The sequence below is a fragment of the Bradyrhizobium denitrificans genome (assembly GCF_013179005.1).
GTDB lineage: Bacteria > Pseudomonadota > Alphaproteobacteria > Rhizobiales > Xanthobacteraceae > Bradyrhizobium > Bradyrhizobium denitrificans.
Genome location: NZ_JABFDP010000041.1, coordinates 22,824 through 37,170 on the forward strand (window position 1 = coordinate 22,824; position 14,347 = coordinate 37,170).

A 14,347-nucleotide genomic window follows, 5' to 3' on the forward strand; every position below is an offset into this window, starting at 1 on the left:
GCCGGACGCCCGTTCCGCGGTGGCTTTCCCCGGCCGGGCCATTTAAATTACCCCGATGGGCGCGCACGCAACCTCGAACATGTCGCCGAACCCCGGCAATTCTTCCACCACATCTGCCACCACGCGGGGCTATATGGTGGCCGGACACCGCGTGACTGCCCCGAAGGCGCGACCGGGACTTTATCTCGTGGCGACGCCGATCGGCAATCTCGCCGACATCACGCTCCGGGCGCTGGAGACGCTGGCCGGTGTCGACGTCATCTTGTGCGAGGACACGCGGATTACGCGACGGCTGACCGAACGCTACGGCCTGTCATCGGAACTCGCCGCCTATCACGAGCACAATGCCGAAGCCGTGCGGCCAAGGATCCTGCAGCGCCTGGCCGAAGGTGCCGCCATCGCGCTCGTGTCCGATGCCGGCACGCCGTTGATTTCGGATCCCGGCTACAAGCTGGTGCGCGAAGCGTGCGGGGCCGGTCATGCCGTGACCGCACTGCCCGGCCCCTCGGCGGTGCTGGCCGCCTTGAGCGTGGCGGCGCTGCCGACCGATCGCTTCTTTTTCGAAGGCTTCCTGCCGGCCAAGCAGCAGGCGCGACGCGCGCGGCTGTCCGAGCTGGCGCGCGTCGAGGCGACGCTGGTGATGTTCGAGTCCGGCAACCGCGTGCAGGAGTGTCTGGCGGATCTCGCAGACGGCCTGCCCGGACGACAGGCCGCGATCTGCCGCGAGCTGACAAAGCTCCACGAGGAGGTCCTGCGGGGCGCGATCAGCGATCTGGCAGCGCAGGCCAATGAGCTGGAAACGCGCGGCGAGTTCGTGCTGGTGATCGGACCGCCGGCGCGCGATGCCGAGGTGCTGACGACGGATCAGCTCGACGCGCTGCTCGCGGATCTGCTGCAACGGTCGAGCGTCAAGGACGCTGTCATGCACGCCGTCGAACTCTCAGGCCGTCCGCGGCGCGAGGTCTATGCGCGCGCCCTCGAGCTCGCCAAGACCAAGCGGGCGGGAGAGGCCGATGGCGAAGGCTGAGCACACCAGCACGGCCAAGCCTTCCAAGCCAGCCGCGCCTGAGCGTGTCGCCGCATTTCGCACCGGGCTTTCGGCGGAAGCACGCGCCGCCGCGCTTCTGATCGCCAAGGGCTATCGGATTCTCGCCAAGCGCTTCCGCACGCCGCATGGCGAGATCGACATCATCGCGCGCAAGCGCGACCTCGTCGCCTTCGTGGAGGTCAAGGCCCGTGCCTCGCTCGACGATGCCGCCTATGCGGTGACGCCGCGTCAGCAGCAGCGCATCATCGATGCCGCGCAGGCTTGGCTGATGACGCATCCCGAACATGCCGAATTCGAGCTGCGGTTCGACGCAATTCTCGTTGCGCCGCGCAGCCTGCCGCGCCATCTGATAGCGGCATTCGACGCGAGCACCTGACATGACCTTACTGCAGCGAGCAGGGACCTGCCCATGAAACTGAATGTCGCCGTCCAGATGGACCCGATCGCGCGCATCAATATCCGCGGCGATTCGACCTTTGCGCTGCTGCTGGAGGCGCAGCGGCGGGGCCATGGCCTCTCCTACTACACGCCCGACAAGCTCTCGCTGCGCGGCGAGGAGCTGTACGCGCCGGTGCAGGCCTTGGCCGTGCGCGATGAAATCGGCGATCATTTCACGCTGGGCGAGCCGAAACCGACCGCCTTGGCCTCCTTCGATGTCGTGCTATTGCGACAGGATCCGCCGTTCGATCTCGCCTACATCACGTCGACGCATTTCCTGGAGCGGATCCATCCGAAAACGCTGGTGGTCAACGATCCCGCGAGCGTCCGCAACGCGCCGGAGAAACTGTTCGTGATGAACTTCCCGCAGTTGATGCCGCCGACGCTGATCTCGCGCGATCTCGACGAGATCAACGCCTTCCGCGCTCAGCACGGCGCCGTGGTGATGAAGCCGCTTCACGGCCATGGCGGGGCGGCCGTGTTCCGGGTCATGCCGCAGGACATGAATTTCGGCTCGCTGTTCGACATGTTCTCGGTGACCTTCAAGGAACCCTGGGTGATCCAGCGCTTCCTTCCCGAGGTGAAGCATGGCGACAAGCGCATCATCCTGGTCGACGGCGAGTTCGCCGGCGCCGTCAACCGGGTCCCGGCGGCCGACGATCTGCGCTCCAACATGGTTCGCGGCGGCGCCGCGCAGGCCACCGAGCTCAGCCCGCGCGAACGCGAGATCTGCGATACTCTGGGACCGGAATTGCGCGCCCGCGGCCTGTTGCTGGTCGGCATCGACGTGATCGACGGCAATCTCACCGAGATCAACGTGACCTCGCCGACCGGCATCCGCGCCATCTCGCGTCTGGGCGGGCCCGACATCGCCGCCCGCGTCTGGGACGTGATCGAGGCCAAGCGGCGTTGAGTGCGCCGACGTTCACGTTCGGCGCGCCGATAGCTGGGGATAAGGCCGATCAAAACGCCGGTGCGGCCCGCTCCGGGGCTGGTGGTCCGCGCCCAGAGCGCTGACGAGCGCGCAATCCATGGTATGACGCACGTCTCATGCGTCTCGTCCTGACCACCTGGAACATCAATTCGGTGCGCCTGCGCATCGACCTCGTCGCCAAGCTCATCAAGCAGGTCAGGCCCGATGTGCTGTGCCTGCAGGAGACCAAGTGCATCGACGACGCCTTTCCGCTGAAGCGATTCAAGCGGCTCGGCTATGAGCATATCGCGCTGAACGGCCAGAAGGGCTATCACGGCGTCGCCGTGATTTCGAAATGGCCGTTCGACAGCACCGACGTCAGGACGTTCTGCGACAAGGTGGATTCCCGGCATATTTCGGTGGCCTTCGGCGAGAAGGCGCAGCTGGCCCGGCCGCTGGTGCTGCATAATTTCTACGTGCCTGCCGGCGGCGACATTCCCGACCCCGCGCTCAATCCGAAATTCGAGCACAAGCTGCAATTCCTCGACGAGATGAAAGCGTGCGAGCCGTTGCACCCGCGCGGCGACGACCGCCACATCCTGGTCGGCGACCTCAATGTCGCGCCTCACGAGCACGACGTCTGGTCGCATAAGCAGCTTCTGAAGGTGGTGTCGCACACGCCGATCGAATGCGAGAAGCTGCTGGCGGCGCAGAGCCACGGCGCATGGGTCGATGTCGCCCGCGAGCGGATCCCGATGTCGGAGAAGGTCTACACTTGGTGGAGCTATCGCGCCGCCGACTGGACCGTCGGGAATCGCGGCCGGCGGCTCGACCACATCTGGGTGTCGCGCGCGCTGAAGGACAATGTCACCGATTTCAGCATCCTGCGCGACGCCCGCAGCTGGGAGCGTCCGTCAGATCATGTCCCGGTGACGGTGACGCTCGACGTGTAATTCGGGCATGATCCGGACAAGTGGAGACCGCATTTTCCGAAAAGACCCTGGTCAACAACGCGGAATGATCATGATGCGTTTCCGTGGAAACGCCTCATGGTCCAGAGGTCACGACATCAGCTTGGCGCCGGCCTTCAGGATGTCGCCGGCCAGCCGTGTCGCCCGATTGGCGAACTCCTCGCGCAGCCGCCGTGCCGCGACGGCATCGCTTTCCAACACGCGCTGGAACAGGCTGCGCGAAAGCCGAACCACCGACGCATATTCCAGGGCCGTCGCGGTCGCAGGGCGTCGCATCTCCACCAGCAGCGCCAGCTCGCCGATCAGCATGCCCGGCGTCGCGACAACCTCGGCTCCGACCTGGTCGCTGACGCGCAGCGAGCCGCGCTGCACCACATAGCCGCAATCAGCCGTGTCGCCCTCGCGGAACAGCGCCTCGCCGCTCTGGATGTTGCGCGGTTCGGACCCGATCGCAAGCATGCGCAGGGATTCGCGTCCCAACAGCCGCAGCGTCGGGACGCGCTCCAACAGCGCAATATCATCTTCGATCGACATCGAGAGCCCGGGGAAGGCAGAATTAATCCAATATCATAGACGGCGGACCGCCATCCCCGAACGTATCACGGCACCAGCTTGTAGCCACCGGCCTCCGTGACCAGAATCTCTGGATTTGCGGCATCTTTCTCGATCTTCTGCCGCAAACGGTAAATATGCGTTTCCAGCGTGTGGGTGGTGACGCCGGAATTGTAGCCCCACACCTCCTGCAGCAGCGTCTCGCGCGACACCGGCTGCTGGCCGGCACGGTAAAGGAACCGCAGGATGGCCGTTTCCTTTTCCGTGAGCCTGACCTTGCGGGCGTTCGCGCCGGTCAGCATCTTCGAGCCGGGGCGGAAGCTGTACGGACCGACCGAAAACACCGCATCCTCGCTGGCCTCGTGCTGGCGCAGCTGGGCGCGGATGCGCGCCAGCAGCACGGCGAAGCGGAACGGCTTGGCGACATAGTCATTGGCGCCGGATTCCAGGCCCAGGATCGTATCCGAATCAGTGTCGTGCCCGGTCAGCATGATGATCGGGGCCTTGAAACCGCCCTTGCGCAGGCTGCGCACCACCTCGCGACCGTCGGTGTCGGGCAGCCCGACATCCATCAGGACCAGATCGGGGGAATTGGCCTTCGCCGCGCTGGCGCCCTTGGCGCCGGTATCGACCGCCTGAGCCTCGAACTCGTCATGCAGCGACAGCTGCTCCATCAGTGTGTCGCGCAGATCGGTGTCGTCATCAACGATCAGGATCTTGCGGGCATTGGCCATTGGTACAAATCCTCTTGCTGGCGCCGGCGGGGATCGAATGATGGGCGCCTTCGACGGTGGGCAAAACAGGCTCATCAGCCCTGTTTCGTCTTGAAGTAGGGGGCTGTTACCGATTCACAAGCGCCCGACACTGTACTCCAGATTTGGGAAGGGAATGAGGTGAATGTCCTGTGTGACCCCGCGCGGGACCATTTGCCGACATTAAGGCAATTGACGGGCAATGCATGGCAATGAAAAGGCGCGTTGTTTCATATCATGACGCAAAGGGATCATCTGGTATGCCAACTACCACGATCCGGGTCCGGGCCGCCGCCGGGAATCGGCGGCGCGGCTGGCTGATCATGGAGGGACTGATCATCCCCGTTGCCCTGGGCCGCGGCGGCATCCTGGCCAATAAGCGCGAGGGCGACGGCGGCACGCCGCGCGGCCGCTTCCGGCCACACCGGCTGTGGTGGCGGGCCGACCGCCACCGGCGGCCGCAGACCCGGCTCCCCGTCCGTCCGATCGGCCCCGAGGACGCCTGGTGCGAGGATCCGGCCGATCGCCGCTACAACCGGCCGTTTCGGCTGCGCGGCGATCAGCCGGGGGACCGGCTGGCGCGCAGCGACCATCTCTATGACTTCATCATTGAGATCGACCACAACACGCGGCCCCGGATCGCCGGACGCGGCAGCGCTGTGTTCCTGCATTTAGCGCGGCCGAATTTCGGCCCCACCGCCGGCTGCGTGGCCATGACCCGGTCGGCAATGTTGCGGCTGTTGCAAAGCATCGGCCCGCGCACCAGGATCATCATCGAATGACAAGATTCTGAGGGAGGACACCATGCTCACGCCGAGCCAGGCCGTATCGGCCTCGCGGATCCTGCGTGAGCATTGGCGCAAGGGCAGCAAGGTCGCGGCATTGCCCCCAGATCTGCAGCCACGCAACCGCGCCGAAGGCTACGCCATCCAGGCCGAGATCGAGTCGCAATCCAGCGCGCCCTTGTTCGGCTGGAAGATCGCGGCGACCAGCGAAGCCGGGCAGCGCCACATCAACGTGGCCGGACCGCTGGCGGGCCGGATTCTCGCCGAGACCGTGCTGCCCGATGACGGCACGGCATCGATGGACGGCAATGCGATGCGGGTCGCGGAGCCGGAATTCGCCTTTCGCATGGCCAACGACCTGTCGCCGCGGACCACGCCCTACGACGTCGCCGAGGTGCTCGCCGCCGTGGCGACGCTGCATCCAGCCATCGAGATCCCTGATTCGCGGTTCGCCGATTTCGTCACGGCCGGCGAGGCGCAGCTGATCGCCGACAATGCCTGCGCCCATCTGTTTGTGCTGGGCGCTCCGGCGACTGCGGATTGGCGCAGCCGTGATCTGGTCGAGGAACGCCCCCGGATTACGCTCAGCGGCCGGGACTTCATCGGCCACGGTCGCAACGTGCTCGGCGATCCCCGCGTGGCGCTGGCGTGGCTGGTCAACGAACTCCGGGCGCTGGGACTGACGTTACGGGCAGGGCAGGTGGTCACGACCGGCACCTGCCATCCGCCACTGCCGATCGGCAGTGGCGACAGGATGGACGTCGATTTCGGGGACATCGGACGGGTCTCGGTGCGCTTCGCCTAACGACGCTCATTCTCGCGCGCGGTGGCCTCAGCCGCTGCGTGGCCCGTCAGCGATGGCCGAAGATCGCCGAGCCGACGCGCACATGCGTGGCGCCGAACTGAATGGCCGTGGCGAAATCGGCGCTCATGCCCATCGACAGATTCGCAAGGCCGTTGCGCGCCGCGATCTTGGCGGTCAGCGCGAAATGCGGACCCGGTGCCTCGTCGACCGGCGGAATGCACATCAGGCCGGAAATCTCCAACCCATAATCCTTGCGGCAGGCCGCCACGAACGCGTCGGCTTCACCGGGCGCGATGCCGGCTTTTTGCGGCTCCTCGCCGGTGTTGATCTGAACGAACAGCTGCGGATGCCTGTTCTGCGCCGCAATTTCCTTGGCGAGCGCGGCGCACAGGCTCGGACGATCCACCGAATGAATGGCGTCAAACAGCGCCACCGCCTCCTTGGCCTTGTTGGACTGCAACGGCCCGATCAGATGCAGCGACAGCCCCGGATGCGCCGCCATCAGCGCCGGCCATTTTCCTTTGGCTTCCTGGACCCGGTTCTCGCCGAACACGCGCTGGCCGGCCGCGATGACCGGCTCGATCGCATCCGCCGCAAACGTCTTGGACACGGCGATCAAGGTGACTGAGGCTCGCTCGCGTTTGGCGTCGCGGCACGCCCGCAGGATCTCCTGCTCGACGGCAGTGAGCGCGGATGGTGAAGACGAGGTGAAGCTGGTCGGGGCATCTGGCACGAGGGTGTCCGTCGGTAGATTTACGGGTTTGGCTGCAATTTTACGGAGTTCGGGAAAGGCTTCTTGAACCCTTCTCCCTACCTTGCGCGATCGGGGGCAGGGGGAAAAAATGCCAAGCATCCGCTTCAATCGCAATAGAGTGAAGCTGAACCGGCTGTTGGGGATTCGGGCACGGCTGGCGCTGCTGGCCGTGATCCTGGTTGCGCCGTTGATGCTGGAACGCGCGCGGTCGCTCGAAACCGCCCGCACGCGACAGATTGCGCTCGCTTCCGAAGAGTTCTTCAATATCGCCCGACAAAGCGCCGACATGCAGCGCGAGGTCATCATGTCGGTCGAAACGGTGCTGAAATCCACCGCCTATGTCCGCGCGTCGGCGTCCGGCGTCAGCCGCAGCTGCGATATGCTGCGCGCCAGCCTGCCGACAACGCTGCCCTGGATCCGCACCCTGATGATCGCCGGACGGGACGGACGCATCCAATGCTCCACCAATAATCAATATGTCGGTCTCGACTTCAGCGAGCGGCCTTATTTCCGCGGTGCGCAGGAGACCCGCGACTTCGTGTTCAGCGACTATCTGCTGTCGAAACCGACGCACATGCCGATCGTCATGGCCGCCTATCCGGTCGCAGCGATCACCGGGGAGCCAGACGCCGTCATGCTGGCGAGTGTCAATCTGGAATGGATGTCCAAGATCATGAGCAATCTTGGCGGCCGTCCGGGAATCACGGCGGTGCTGATCGACAGCGAGGGAACCGTGCTGGCCGCCCCGACCGATCGCACCGAGCTGATCGGACGGCCGCTCGACAGCGTGCCCCTGCTGTCGGCGGTGGCCGAGACCGCGATGAGTTCCGACAAGCCTTCAGACACCGTCTCGTTCACGGCCGCCGACGGATCAAAACGCGCGATCAATTTCACGCGCATCGCCGACACCGGCTCGCGCCTGATCGTCAGCATCGATGAAACCCGCGTCACCGCCGCGATCGACCGGGACATCCGCAACGCCTATCTGCAGGCCGGGCTGGTTTGCCTGATCGTGCTGCTCGGCGCGCTGATCGCGGCGGAGAAGCTGATCGTCAAGCCCGTCAACATGCTCGCGGCGACCGCGAAGCGCTTCGGGCTCGGCCAATGGTCGGCGCGTGTCGCCACCAAGAACCTGCCCTCGGAATTCGTGCCGCTGGCGAAGTCGTTCAATGCCATGGCCGCCAAACTCGGCCAGCGCGAGCGCGAGCTCATTGCCGCCAATGACCGGCTCACCGTGATGGCTTCGATCGACATGCTGTCCGGACTGGCCAACCGGCGCGGCTTCCAGAACCATATCGACGTCGAATGGGCACGCGCCCTGCAGACCGGCGCCGAGCTCTCGCTGCTGATGATCGATGTCGATCACTTCAAGCTCTACAACGACACCTATGGCCATCCGGAAGGCGATGCCTGCCTGTCCCGGCTTGGCGAGACCTTGGCGCAGATCGCGCAAGCCACCGACGCCTTTGCCGGACGCTATGGCGGCGAGGAGTTCTGTCTCTTGATTCCCGGAATCGATGCGCGGCAGGCTTTCGAGATCGGCGAGCAGATCCGTTATGCGGTGCTCGAGCTGAACCTGCCGCATGCGACTTCGGCGTATCGCTGCGTCACCGTCAGCGTGGGCGTGGCCTCTGCGCGGCCCAACGACGCGCTCGCGACGACCGACCTGATCGAAGCCGCCGACGCCGCGCTCTATGCCGCAAAGCACCACGGCCGCAACACCGTCATTGCGCACGGGCTGGTGGACTCTGCTCGCGAAACAACCGGCGTGGCGCGCGCGGGATAAGCAGCGCAAGATGGTCAGCCGACCGCGAGCTTGCGGTCGAGCTCGAGCTCGGTGATGACGCGGTTGCGGCCGAGCTTCTTGGCGAGATAGAGGGCGCGGTCGCAGCGGTCGATCAGATCGGCCATCGATTCGCCGAACTGAAACTGGCCCACGCCGATCGACACGGTGATCTGGGGCAGCACCTCGCCGGTTGAACGCCGGGTGAACTGACAATCCGCGATCGTGCGCCGGATCCGTTCCGCAATGGCATGGCAGCCTTCGAGATCGGTCTGCGGCAGCACTGCGATCAGCTCCTCGCCACCATAGCGTGCCGGAAGATCCTGGTCGCGGACCCGCTCGCGGAGTGCCTTGGCCACCAGGCGCAGCACCTGATCACCGACACCGTGACCGTAATTGTCATTGAACTTCTTGAAGTGATCGACGTCGATCAGCAGGATGCTGAGCGGCTCGTCCCTCTCCATCGACTCGATCTGGGCGTGACGGAAGAATTCCTCGAGCGCGCGGCGATTTGGCAGACCAGTCAGCGTATCGGTGCGCGCGCGCTGCTCCGATTTGTTGAGCGAGTCTCTGATCGTGTCGAGCTCGCGCGACTTCTCGGCGAAGCTCGCTTCGAGCTTGGCCGCCCGCGCGGTGGCCTGGGCGAGTTCGCTGACGAGATTCTCGATCAGGATCTTCGGATCGACACCCTGCTCGCTGCGCTCGGCGACGCCGTCGATCGCCGCCATATGCGTGCGGTTGTCGGCGATGGCGGCGGTCAGATAGCTCTCGGCGGAATCCATCACGCCATGCAGCTGTTGCGAGACCTTATGGACGACAGCCGCTTCCGTTCCCTGCTGGCCGATATAGGTGTCGAACAGCGCCTGGTTTGTGGTCTTGTCGAACTTCCGCTTGTTGCTGACAAGAATGTCGACGGCACGCTTCAGGTCCGACGCCGATCCCAGCGAGTACTTGAACCACAAATGGAAGTTGTTAGGCGTGGGGGGCACGCGCTGCTGAGCCATGGAACGCATGGCCTTGTCCGCGACCGTCGTCGCGTACTCGAAGTCAAGCTCGTCGAACGTAGCGCCGGACACGATGCGGAGTGTTCCAAGATGCTGGCTGGGGATCTTGATTATGCACTCAGTCTCCCATTCAAGTCTTAACCGTGCCTCAATCGAACCTTCGACACCCCTGACGGAGCCGCTAAAAAACGCGCAATTACCGTCGCTTAGTTGATGCTCGAAATGGTATCATCATCTCCCGCCCCATTGACCCGCGTGCCGCTTTTGTGGCCTAGTCCGCCGTCTTGAAACGACGCGAATCCTCGAAAATTACAAGCGATTCCATGACATCCGAACGCTACAACGCCCGTGAAGCCGAGCCGCGCTGGCAGCGCCAGTGGGACGAGAAGGCGATCTTCGCCACCAAGAACGACGATCCGCGTCCGAAATACTACGTACTCGAGATGTTTCCCTATCCATCGGGGCGCATCCATATCGGCCATGTCCGTAATTATACGCTGGGCGACGTGCTGGCGCGCTTCATGCGCGCCAAGGGTTTCAACGTACTGCACCCGATGGGCTGGGACGCGTTCGGCCTGCCGGCCGAGAACGCCGCGATCGAGCGCAAGGTCGCGCCGAAAGCATGGACCTACGACAATATCGCGGCAATGAAGAAGCAGCTGCGCTCGATCGGCCTGTCGCTCGACTGGGCCCGCGAGTTCGCGACCTGCGACCCGTCCTACTACAAGCACCAGCAGAAGATGTTCCTCGACTTCATGCAGGCGGGGCTGGTGGAGCGCGAGCAGCGCAAGGTGAACTGGGATCCGGTCGACATGACCGTGCTCGCCAACGAGCAGGTCATCGACGGCCGCGGCTGGCGCTCCGGTGCGGTGGTCGAACAGCGTGAGATGAACCAGTGGGTGTTCAAGATCACGAAGTACTCGCAGGAGCTGCTGGACGCGCTGGACGGACTGGACCGCTGGCCCGACAAGGTGCGGCTGATGCAGCGCAACTGGATCGGCCGCTCCGAGGGCCTGCTGATCCGCTTCGCGCTGGATCCGCAGACCACACCGGCGGGCGAGACCGAGCTGAAGATCTTCACGACGCGACCGGACACGCTGTTCGGCGCCAAGTTCATGGCGATCTCGGCCGACCATCCGCTGGCGCAGGCGGCCGCGGCCAAGAACCCGGAACTCGCCGCGTTCATCGCCGAGATCAAGCGCATCGGCACCGCCCAGGAGGCAATCGACACCGCGGAGAAGCAGGGCTTCGATACCGGCATCCGCGCGGTGCATCCGTTCGACCCGAGCTGGACCCTGCCGGTCTATGTCGCCAATTTCGTACTGATGGAGTACGGCACCGGCGCCATCTTCGGCTGTCCGGCGCATGACCAGCGCGACCTCGACTTCGTCAACAAATACGGTCTCGGCAACACGCCGGTGGTCTGCCCGGAGGGGCAGGACCCGGCGTCGTTCGTGATCACCGACACCGCCTTCGACGGCGACGGGCGCCTGATCAATTCGCGCTTCCTCGACGGCATGACCATCGCGCAGGCCAAGGACGAGGTCGCCAAGCGGCTCGAGGCCGAGCAGCGCGGCGGCGCGGCGGTCGGCGAGCGCCAGGTCAATTTCCGCCTGCGCGACTGGGGCATCTCGCGGCAGCGTTATTGGGGCTGCCCGATCCCGGTGATCCATTGCCCGACATGCGATGTCGTGCCGGTGCCGGCTAAGGACCTGCCCGTGGTGCTGCCGGACGACGTCACCTTCGACAAGCCGGGCAACGCGCTCGACCACCATCCGACCTGGAAGCACGTCACCTGCCCGAAATGCGGGGGCAAGGCGACCCGCGAAACCGACACCATGGACACCTTCGTCGATTCGTCCTGGTACTTCGCCCGCTTCACCGATCCGTGGAACGAGACCGCGCCGACCACACCCGATGTCGCCAACCGGATGATGCCGGTCGACCAGTATATCGGCGGCGTCGAGCACGCGATCCTGCATCTGCTCTACAGCCGCTTCTTCACCCGCGCGATGAAGGCGACCGGGCACGTCGCGATGGACGAGCCGTTCGCCGGCATGTTCACGCAGGGCATGGTGGTGCATGAGACCTATCAGAAGGCCGACGGCACCTACGTCAATCCGGCCGAGGTCAAGATCGAGGTCGGCGGCAATGGCCGCCGCGCGGTGCTGACCGCGACCGGCGAGGACATCACGATCGGCCCGATCGAGAAGATGTCGAAGTCGAAAAAGAACACGGTCGATCCCGACGACATCATCGAGAGCTACGGCGCCGACGTCGCCCGCTGGTTCATGCTGTCGGACTCGCCGCCGGACCGCGACGTGATCTGGAGCGACGAGCGGGTCCAGGGCGCGGCACGCTTCGTCCAGCGTCTCTGGCGGCTGGTCAACGAATCGGTCGCAGCAGGCCAGGAGGCGCCCTCCTCCCGCCCGGCCACGTTCGGCCCGGACGCGCTGGCGCTGCGCAAGGCCGCGCATGGCGCGCTCGACAAGGTGACCGGCGGCATCGAGCGGCTGCATTTCAACGTCTGCCTGGCGCATATCCGCGAATTCGCCAATGCGCTGGCCGAGGTGCTGGCGCGGCCGGCCAAGCCGGCGCCCGACCTGGCCTGGGCGATCCGCGAGGCGGCCCGGATCCTGGTGCAGCTGTTCTCGCCGATGATGCCGCATCTGGCTGAGGAATGCTGGCAGGTGCTGGGCCAGGGCGGGCTGATCTCGGAGGCCTCCTGGCCGCAAATCGAACGAGATTTGCTGGTTGAGGACAGCGTGACCCTGGTCGTGCAGGTCAACGGCAAGAAGCGCGGAGAAGTCACAGTCGCCAGCAACGCGCAGAATCCGGAAATTGAGTCTGCCGTTTTGGCCCTTGATGCAGTAAAATTGGCGCTGGATGGCAAGCCCGTCCGCAAGGTGATCATTGTTCCCAAGAGGATCGTGAATGTCGTCGGCTAGGTTTCGGATCGCTGCGCGCCTGGTCGCCGTGGCCGCTTTGGCTGGCCTGACGGCCGGCTGCTTCCAGCCGATGTATGCCGAGCATGCCGACGGCACGCCCGGACTGCGCGACAAGCTGGCCGGCATCGAGCTGCCGCCGGTCGACAAGCCGAACGCGTCGCCGGAGGCCCGCATCGGCGTCGGCATCCGCAATGCACTCGCCTTCAAGCTCTACGGCACCGCGACCGGCACGGCGCCGACGCACAAATTGGTGCTGAAGTTCCAGACCAGCCGGTCGTCCCTGATCGTGTCGCAGACCACGGGCCTGCCGACCACCGAGAATGTCGGCATCGACGCCCAGTACAATCTGGTCGAGCTCGCCACCAACAAGTCGGTCATGACCGGGACCACCTTCGCCCGCACCTCCTACGACATTCCCGGATCGTATCAGCGCTTCTCGCGCCAGCGCGCGTTCCGCGACGCCGAGGACCGCGCCGCCGAGCAGATCGCCGAAAACATCAAGACCAGGCTCGCGGCCTATTTCACCGCGGGCACCTGAGGCACGGCTGACACCGCCGTGGTTGCGCTGCGCGGAAAAGACATCGACGCCTTCCTGGGCCGACCCGATCCCGCGCGGCCGCTGATTCTGCTGTACGGCCCGGATACCGGGCTGGTCCGCGAGCGCGCCGACGCGCTGATGGCGTCAGCCGTCGACAATCCGGACGATCCGTTTTCCGTCGTGAAACTCGATGGCGACGAACTCGCCGCCGAGCCCTCAAGGCTCGTCGACGAGGCCATGACGGTGCCGCTGTTCGGCGGCCGCCGCGCCATCCGGGTGCGCGCGGGATCGCGCAATTTTGCGTCCGGGGTCGAAACGCTCAGCCAGATGACCGTGCGGGACTGCCGCATCGTGATCGAGGCCGGCGATATCAGACCGGATTCACCGCTGCGCAAGATCTGCGAAAAGGCGACGACAGCGGCGGCGATCGGCTGCTATCCGGACACCGAGCGCGATCTGGCCCGGCTGATCGACGAGGAGCTCCGCGTCGCCGCTTTGCGCATCGCGCCGGATGCCAGGGCCTCGTTGATGGCGCTGCTCGGCGGCGACCGTCAGGCCTCGCGCAACGAGTTGCGCAAGCTGACCTTGTTCGCCCATGGCGAGGGCGAGGTGACGCTCGATCATGTCATGGCTGTCGTCGCCGATGCCTCGGAGATGAAGCTCGACCCGATCGTCGACGGCGCGTTCGGCGGCAAGCCGGATGTCGTCGAAACCGAGTTCGGCAAGGCGATGATCGCCGGCACCTATCCCGGCGTCATCATCTCGGCGGCGCAACGGCACGCCGCATGGCTGCACAAATCAGCGCTCGCCGTCGCCTCGGGGACGCCGGTATCGAGCATCCTGGAGGGTGGTTTTCCGCGACTGCATTTCTCACGCAAGCCGAGCGCCGAGATGGCGCTGCGCAACTTCTCCCCTGCCCGGCTGCTGCCGATCATCGACCAGCTGGCCACCGCCGCACTCGACATGCGCAAGCAGACGGGACTGGCCGCGGCCATCGCGCAGCGGACGTTGTTGTCGATCGCGGTGAATGCGCGGCGGAAGGGCTGATCGGTCCTC

The 14,347-nt window shown here is 65.2% G+C and carries 14 protein-coding genes; 10 read left to right on the forward strand and 4 right to left on the reverse strand.

What is annotated here, in order from left to right; all coding sequences use genetic code 11:
* Positions 1 to 133: 133 nt before the first annotated feature.
* The 4 genes from rsmI (at position 134) to HL671_RS33780 (ending at position 3,352) form a co-directional block, all read left to right on the forward strand.
* Positions 134 to 1,027: a 16S rRNA (cytidine(1402)-2'-O)-methyltransferase gene (gene rsmI, locus HL671_RS33765; RefSeq protein ID WP_246579752.1), complete on the forward strand. Its 894-nt coding sequence runs from the start codon at positions 134 to 136 to the stop codon at positions 1,025 to 1,027.
* The gene (locus HL671_RS33770) at positions 1,014 to 1,424 is read left to right on the forward strand and encodes a YraN family protein (protein WP_172242609.1); all 411 of its coding nucleotides are present in this window, start codon (positions 1,014 to 1,016) and stop codon (positions 1,422 to 1,424) included. The genes rsmI and HL671_RS33770 overlap by 14 nt, the downstream gene beginning before the upstream one ends.
* A 33-nt stretch (positions 1,425 to 1,457) precedes the next feature.
* Positions 1,458 to 2,399 (forward strand): glutathione synthase, encoded by a 942-nt coding sequence (gshB, locus tag HL671_RS33775; protein ID WP_172242612.1) that lies wholly within the window; start codon positions 1,458 to 1,460, stop codon positions 2,397 to 2,399.
* 137 nt (positions 2,400 to 2,536) lie between these two features.
* Positions 2,537 to 3,352, forward strand: a complete 816-nt coding sequence (locus HL671_RS33780) for an exodeoxyribonuclease III (protein WP_172242615.1) — start codon at positions 2,537 to 2,539, stop codon at positions 3,350 to 3,352.
* 108 nt (positions 3,353 to 3,460) lie between these two features.
* Here HL671_RS33780 and HL671_RS33785 read toward each other — a convergent pair whose 3' ends face one another.
* Together HL671_RS33785 and HL671_RS33790 are read right to left on the reverse strand one after the other, a co-directional pair.
* Positions 3,461 to 3,904 (reverse strand): cyclic nucleotide-binding domain-containing protein, encoded by a 444-nt coding sequence (locus HL671_RS33785; protein WP_041750244.1) that lies wholly within the window; start codon positions 3,902 to 3,904, stop codon positions 3,461 to 3,463.
* A gap of 65 nt (positions 3,905 to 3,969) precedes the next feature.
* Entirely contained in the window at positions 3,970 to 4,656 is a 687-nt protein-coding gene (locus tag HL671_RS33790; RefSeq protein ID WP_006612692.1) for a response regulator transcription factor, read from the reverse strand.
* 278 nt (positions 4,657 to 4,934) lie between these two features.
* On the opposite strand from HL671_RS33790, the gene HL671_RS33795 reads away from it, so the two are divergent.
* Both HL671_RS33795 and HL671_RS33800 read left to right on the forward strand, forming a co-directional pair.
* Entirely contained in the window at positions 4,935 to 5,456 is a 522-nt protein-coding gene (locus HL671_RS33795) for a L,D-transpeptidase family protein (RefSeq protein WP_172242618.1), read from the forward strand.
* A 22-nt stretch (positions 5,457 to 5,478) separates the two neighbouring features.
* Complete coding sequence (locus tag HL671_RS33800) at positions 5,479 to 6,264, forward strand: 2-keto-4-pentenoate hydratase (protein ID WP_172242621.1); 786 nt, start codon at positions 5,479 to 5,481, stop codon at positions 6,262 to 6,264.
* A gap of 46 nt (positions 6,265 to 6,310) precedes the next feature.
* On the opposite strand, the gene HL671_RS33805 is transcribed toward HL671_RS33800, so the two are convergent.
* Positions 6,311 to 6,997: a YggS family pyridoxal phosphate-dependent enzyme gene (locus tag HL671_RS33805; RefSeq protein WP_011942692.1), complete on the reverse strand. Its 687-nt coding sequence runs from the start codon at positions 6,995 to 6,997 to the stop codon at positions 6,311 to 6,313.
* 109 nt (positions 6,998 to 7,106) lie between these two features.
* On the opposite strand from HL671_RS33805, the gene HL671_RS33810 reads away from it, so the two are divergent.
* Positions 7,107 to 8,804 carry a sensor domain-containing diguanylate cyclase gene (locus tag HL671_RS33810; protein ID WP_172242624.1) on the forward strand — a complete coding sequence of 566 codons (1,698 nt, stop codon included), beginning with the start codon at positions 7,107 to 7,109 and terminating at the stop codon, positions 8,802 to 8,804.
* A 14-nt stretch (positions 8,805 to 8,818) separates the two neighbouring features.
* On the opposite strand, the gene HL671_RS33815 is transcribed toward HL671_RS33810, so the two are convergent.
* Positions 8,819 to 9,805, reverse strand: a complete 987-nt coding sequence (locus HL671_RS33815) for a GGDEF domain-containing protein (protein WP_172242669.1) — start codon at positions 9,803 to 9,805, stop codon at positions 8,819 to 8,821.
* A 323-nt stretch (positions 9,806 to 10,128) separates the two neighbouring features.
* On the opposite strand from HL671_RS33815, the gene leuS reads away from it, so the two are divergent.
* Genes leuS through holA form a run of 3 tightly spaced genes read left to right on the forward strand, consistent with a single transcriptional unit; the run spans position 10,129 to position 14,338 of the window.
* Complete coding sequence (gene leuS / locus HL671_RS33820) at positions 10,129 to 12,753, forward strand: leucine--tRNA ligase (RefSeq protein ID WP_172242627.1); 2,625 nt, start codon at positions 10,129 to 10,131, stop codon at positions 12,751 to 12,753.
* Positions 12,740 to 13,291, forward strand: a complete 552-nt coding sequence (gene lptE / locus HL671_RS33825; protein WP_011942688.1) for an LPS assembly lipoprotein LptE — start codon at positions 12,740 to 12,742, stop codon at positions 13,289 to 13,291. Before leuS ends, lptE begins: the two co-directional genes overlap by 14 nt.
* 18 nt (positions 13,292 to 13,309) lie before the next feature.
* On the forward strand, positions 13,310 to 14,338 hold the full coding sequence (gene holA, locus HL671_RS33830) for a DNA polymerase III subunit delta (RefSeq protein WP_172242630.1): 1,029 nt from the start codon (positions 13,310 to 13,312) through the stop codon (positions 14,336 to 14,338).
* The last annotated feature ends 9 nt before the right edge of the window (positions 14,339 to 14,347 follow it).

Coding starts and splice junctions, on each gene's coding strand:
- rsmI (WP_246579752.1), top strand. CDS start 134: ATGGTGGCCGGACACCGCGTGACTGCCCCGAAGGCGCGACCGGGACTT.
- HL671_RS33770 (WP_172242609.1), top strand. CDS start 1,014: ATGGCGAAGGCTGAGCACACCAGCACGGCCAAGCCTTCCAAGCCAGCC.
- gshB (WP_172242612.1), top strand. CDS start 1,458: ATGAAACTGAATGTCGCCGTCCAGATGGACCCGATCGCGCGCATCAAT.
- HL671_RS33780 (WP_172242615.1), top strand. CDS start 2,537: ATGCGTCTCGTCCTGACCACCTGGAACATCAATTCGGTGCGCCTGCGC.
- HL671_RS33785 (WP_041750244.1), bottom strand. CDS start 3,904: ATGTCGATCGAAGATGATATTGCGCTGTTGGAGCGCGTCCCGACGCTG.
- HL671_RS33790 (WP_006612692.1), bottom strand. CDS start 4,656: ATGGCCAATGCCCGCAAGATCCTGATCGTTGATGACGACACCGATCTG.
- HL671_RS33795 (WP_172242618.1), top strand. CDS start 4,935: ATGCCAACTACCACGATCCGGGTCCGGGCCGCCGCCGGGAATCGGCGG.
- HL671_RS33800 (WP_172242621.1), top strand. CDS start 5,479: ATGCTCACGCCGAGCCAGGCCGTATCGGCCTCGCGGATCCTGCGTGAG.
- HL671_RS33810 (WP_172242624.1), top strand. CDS start 7,107: ATGCCAAGCATCCGCTTCAATCGCAATAGAGTGAAGCTGAACCGGCTG.
- HL671_RS33815 (WP_172242669.1), bottom strand. CDS start 9,805: ATGGCTCAGCAGCGCGTGCCCCCCACGCCTAACAACTTCCATTTGTGG.
- leuS (WP_172242627.1), top strand. CDS start 10,129: ATGACATCCGAACGCTACAACGCCCGTGAAGCCGAGCCGCGCTGGCAG.
- lptE (WP_011942688.1), top strand. CDS start 12,740: ATGTCGTCGGCTAGGTTTCGGATCGCTGCGCGCCTGGTCGCCGTGGCC.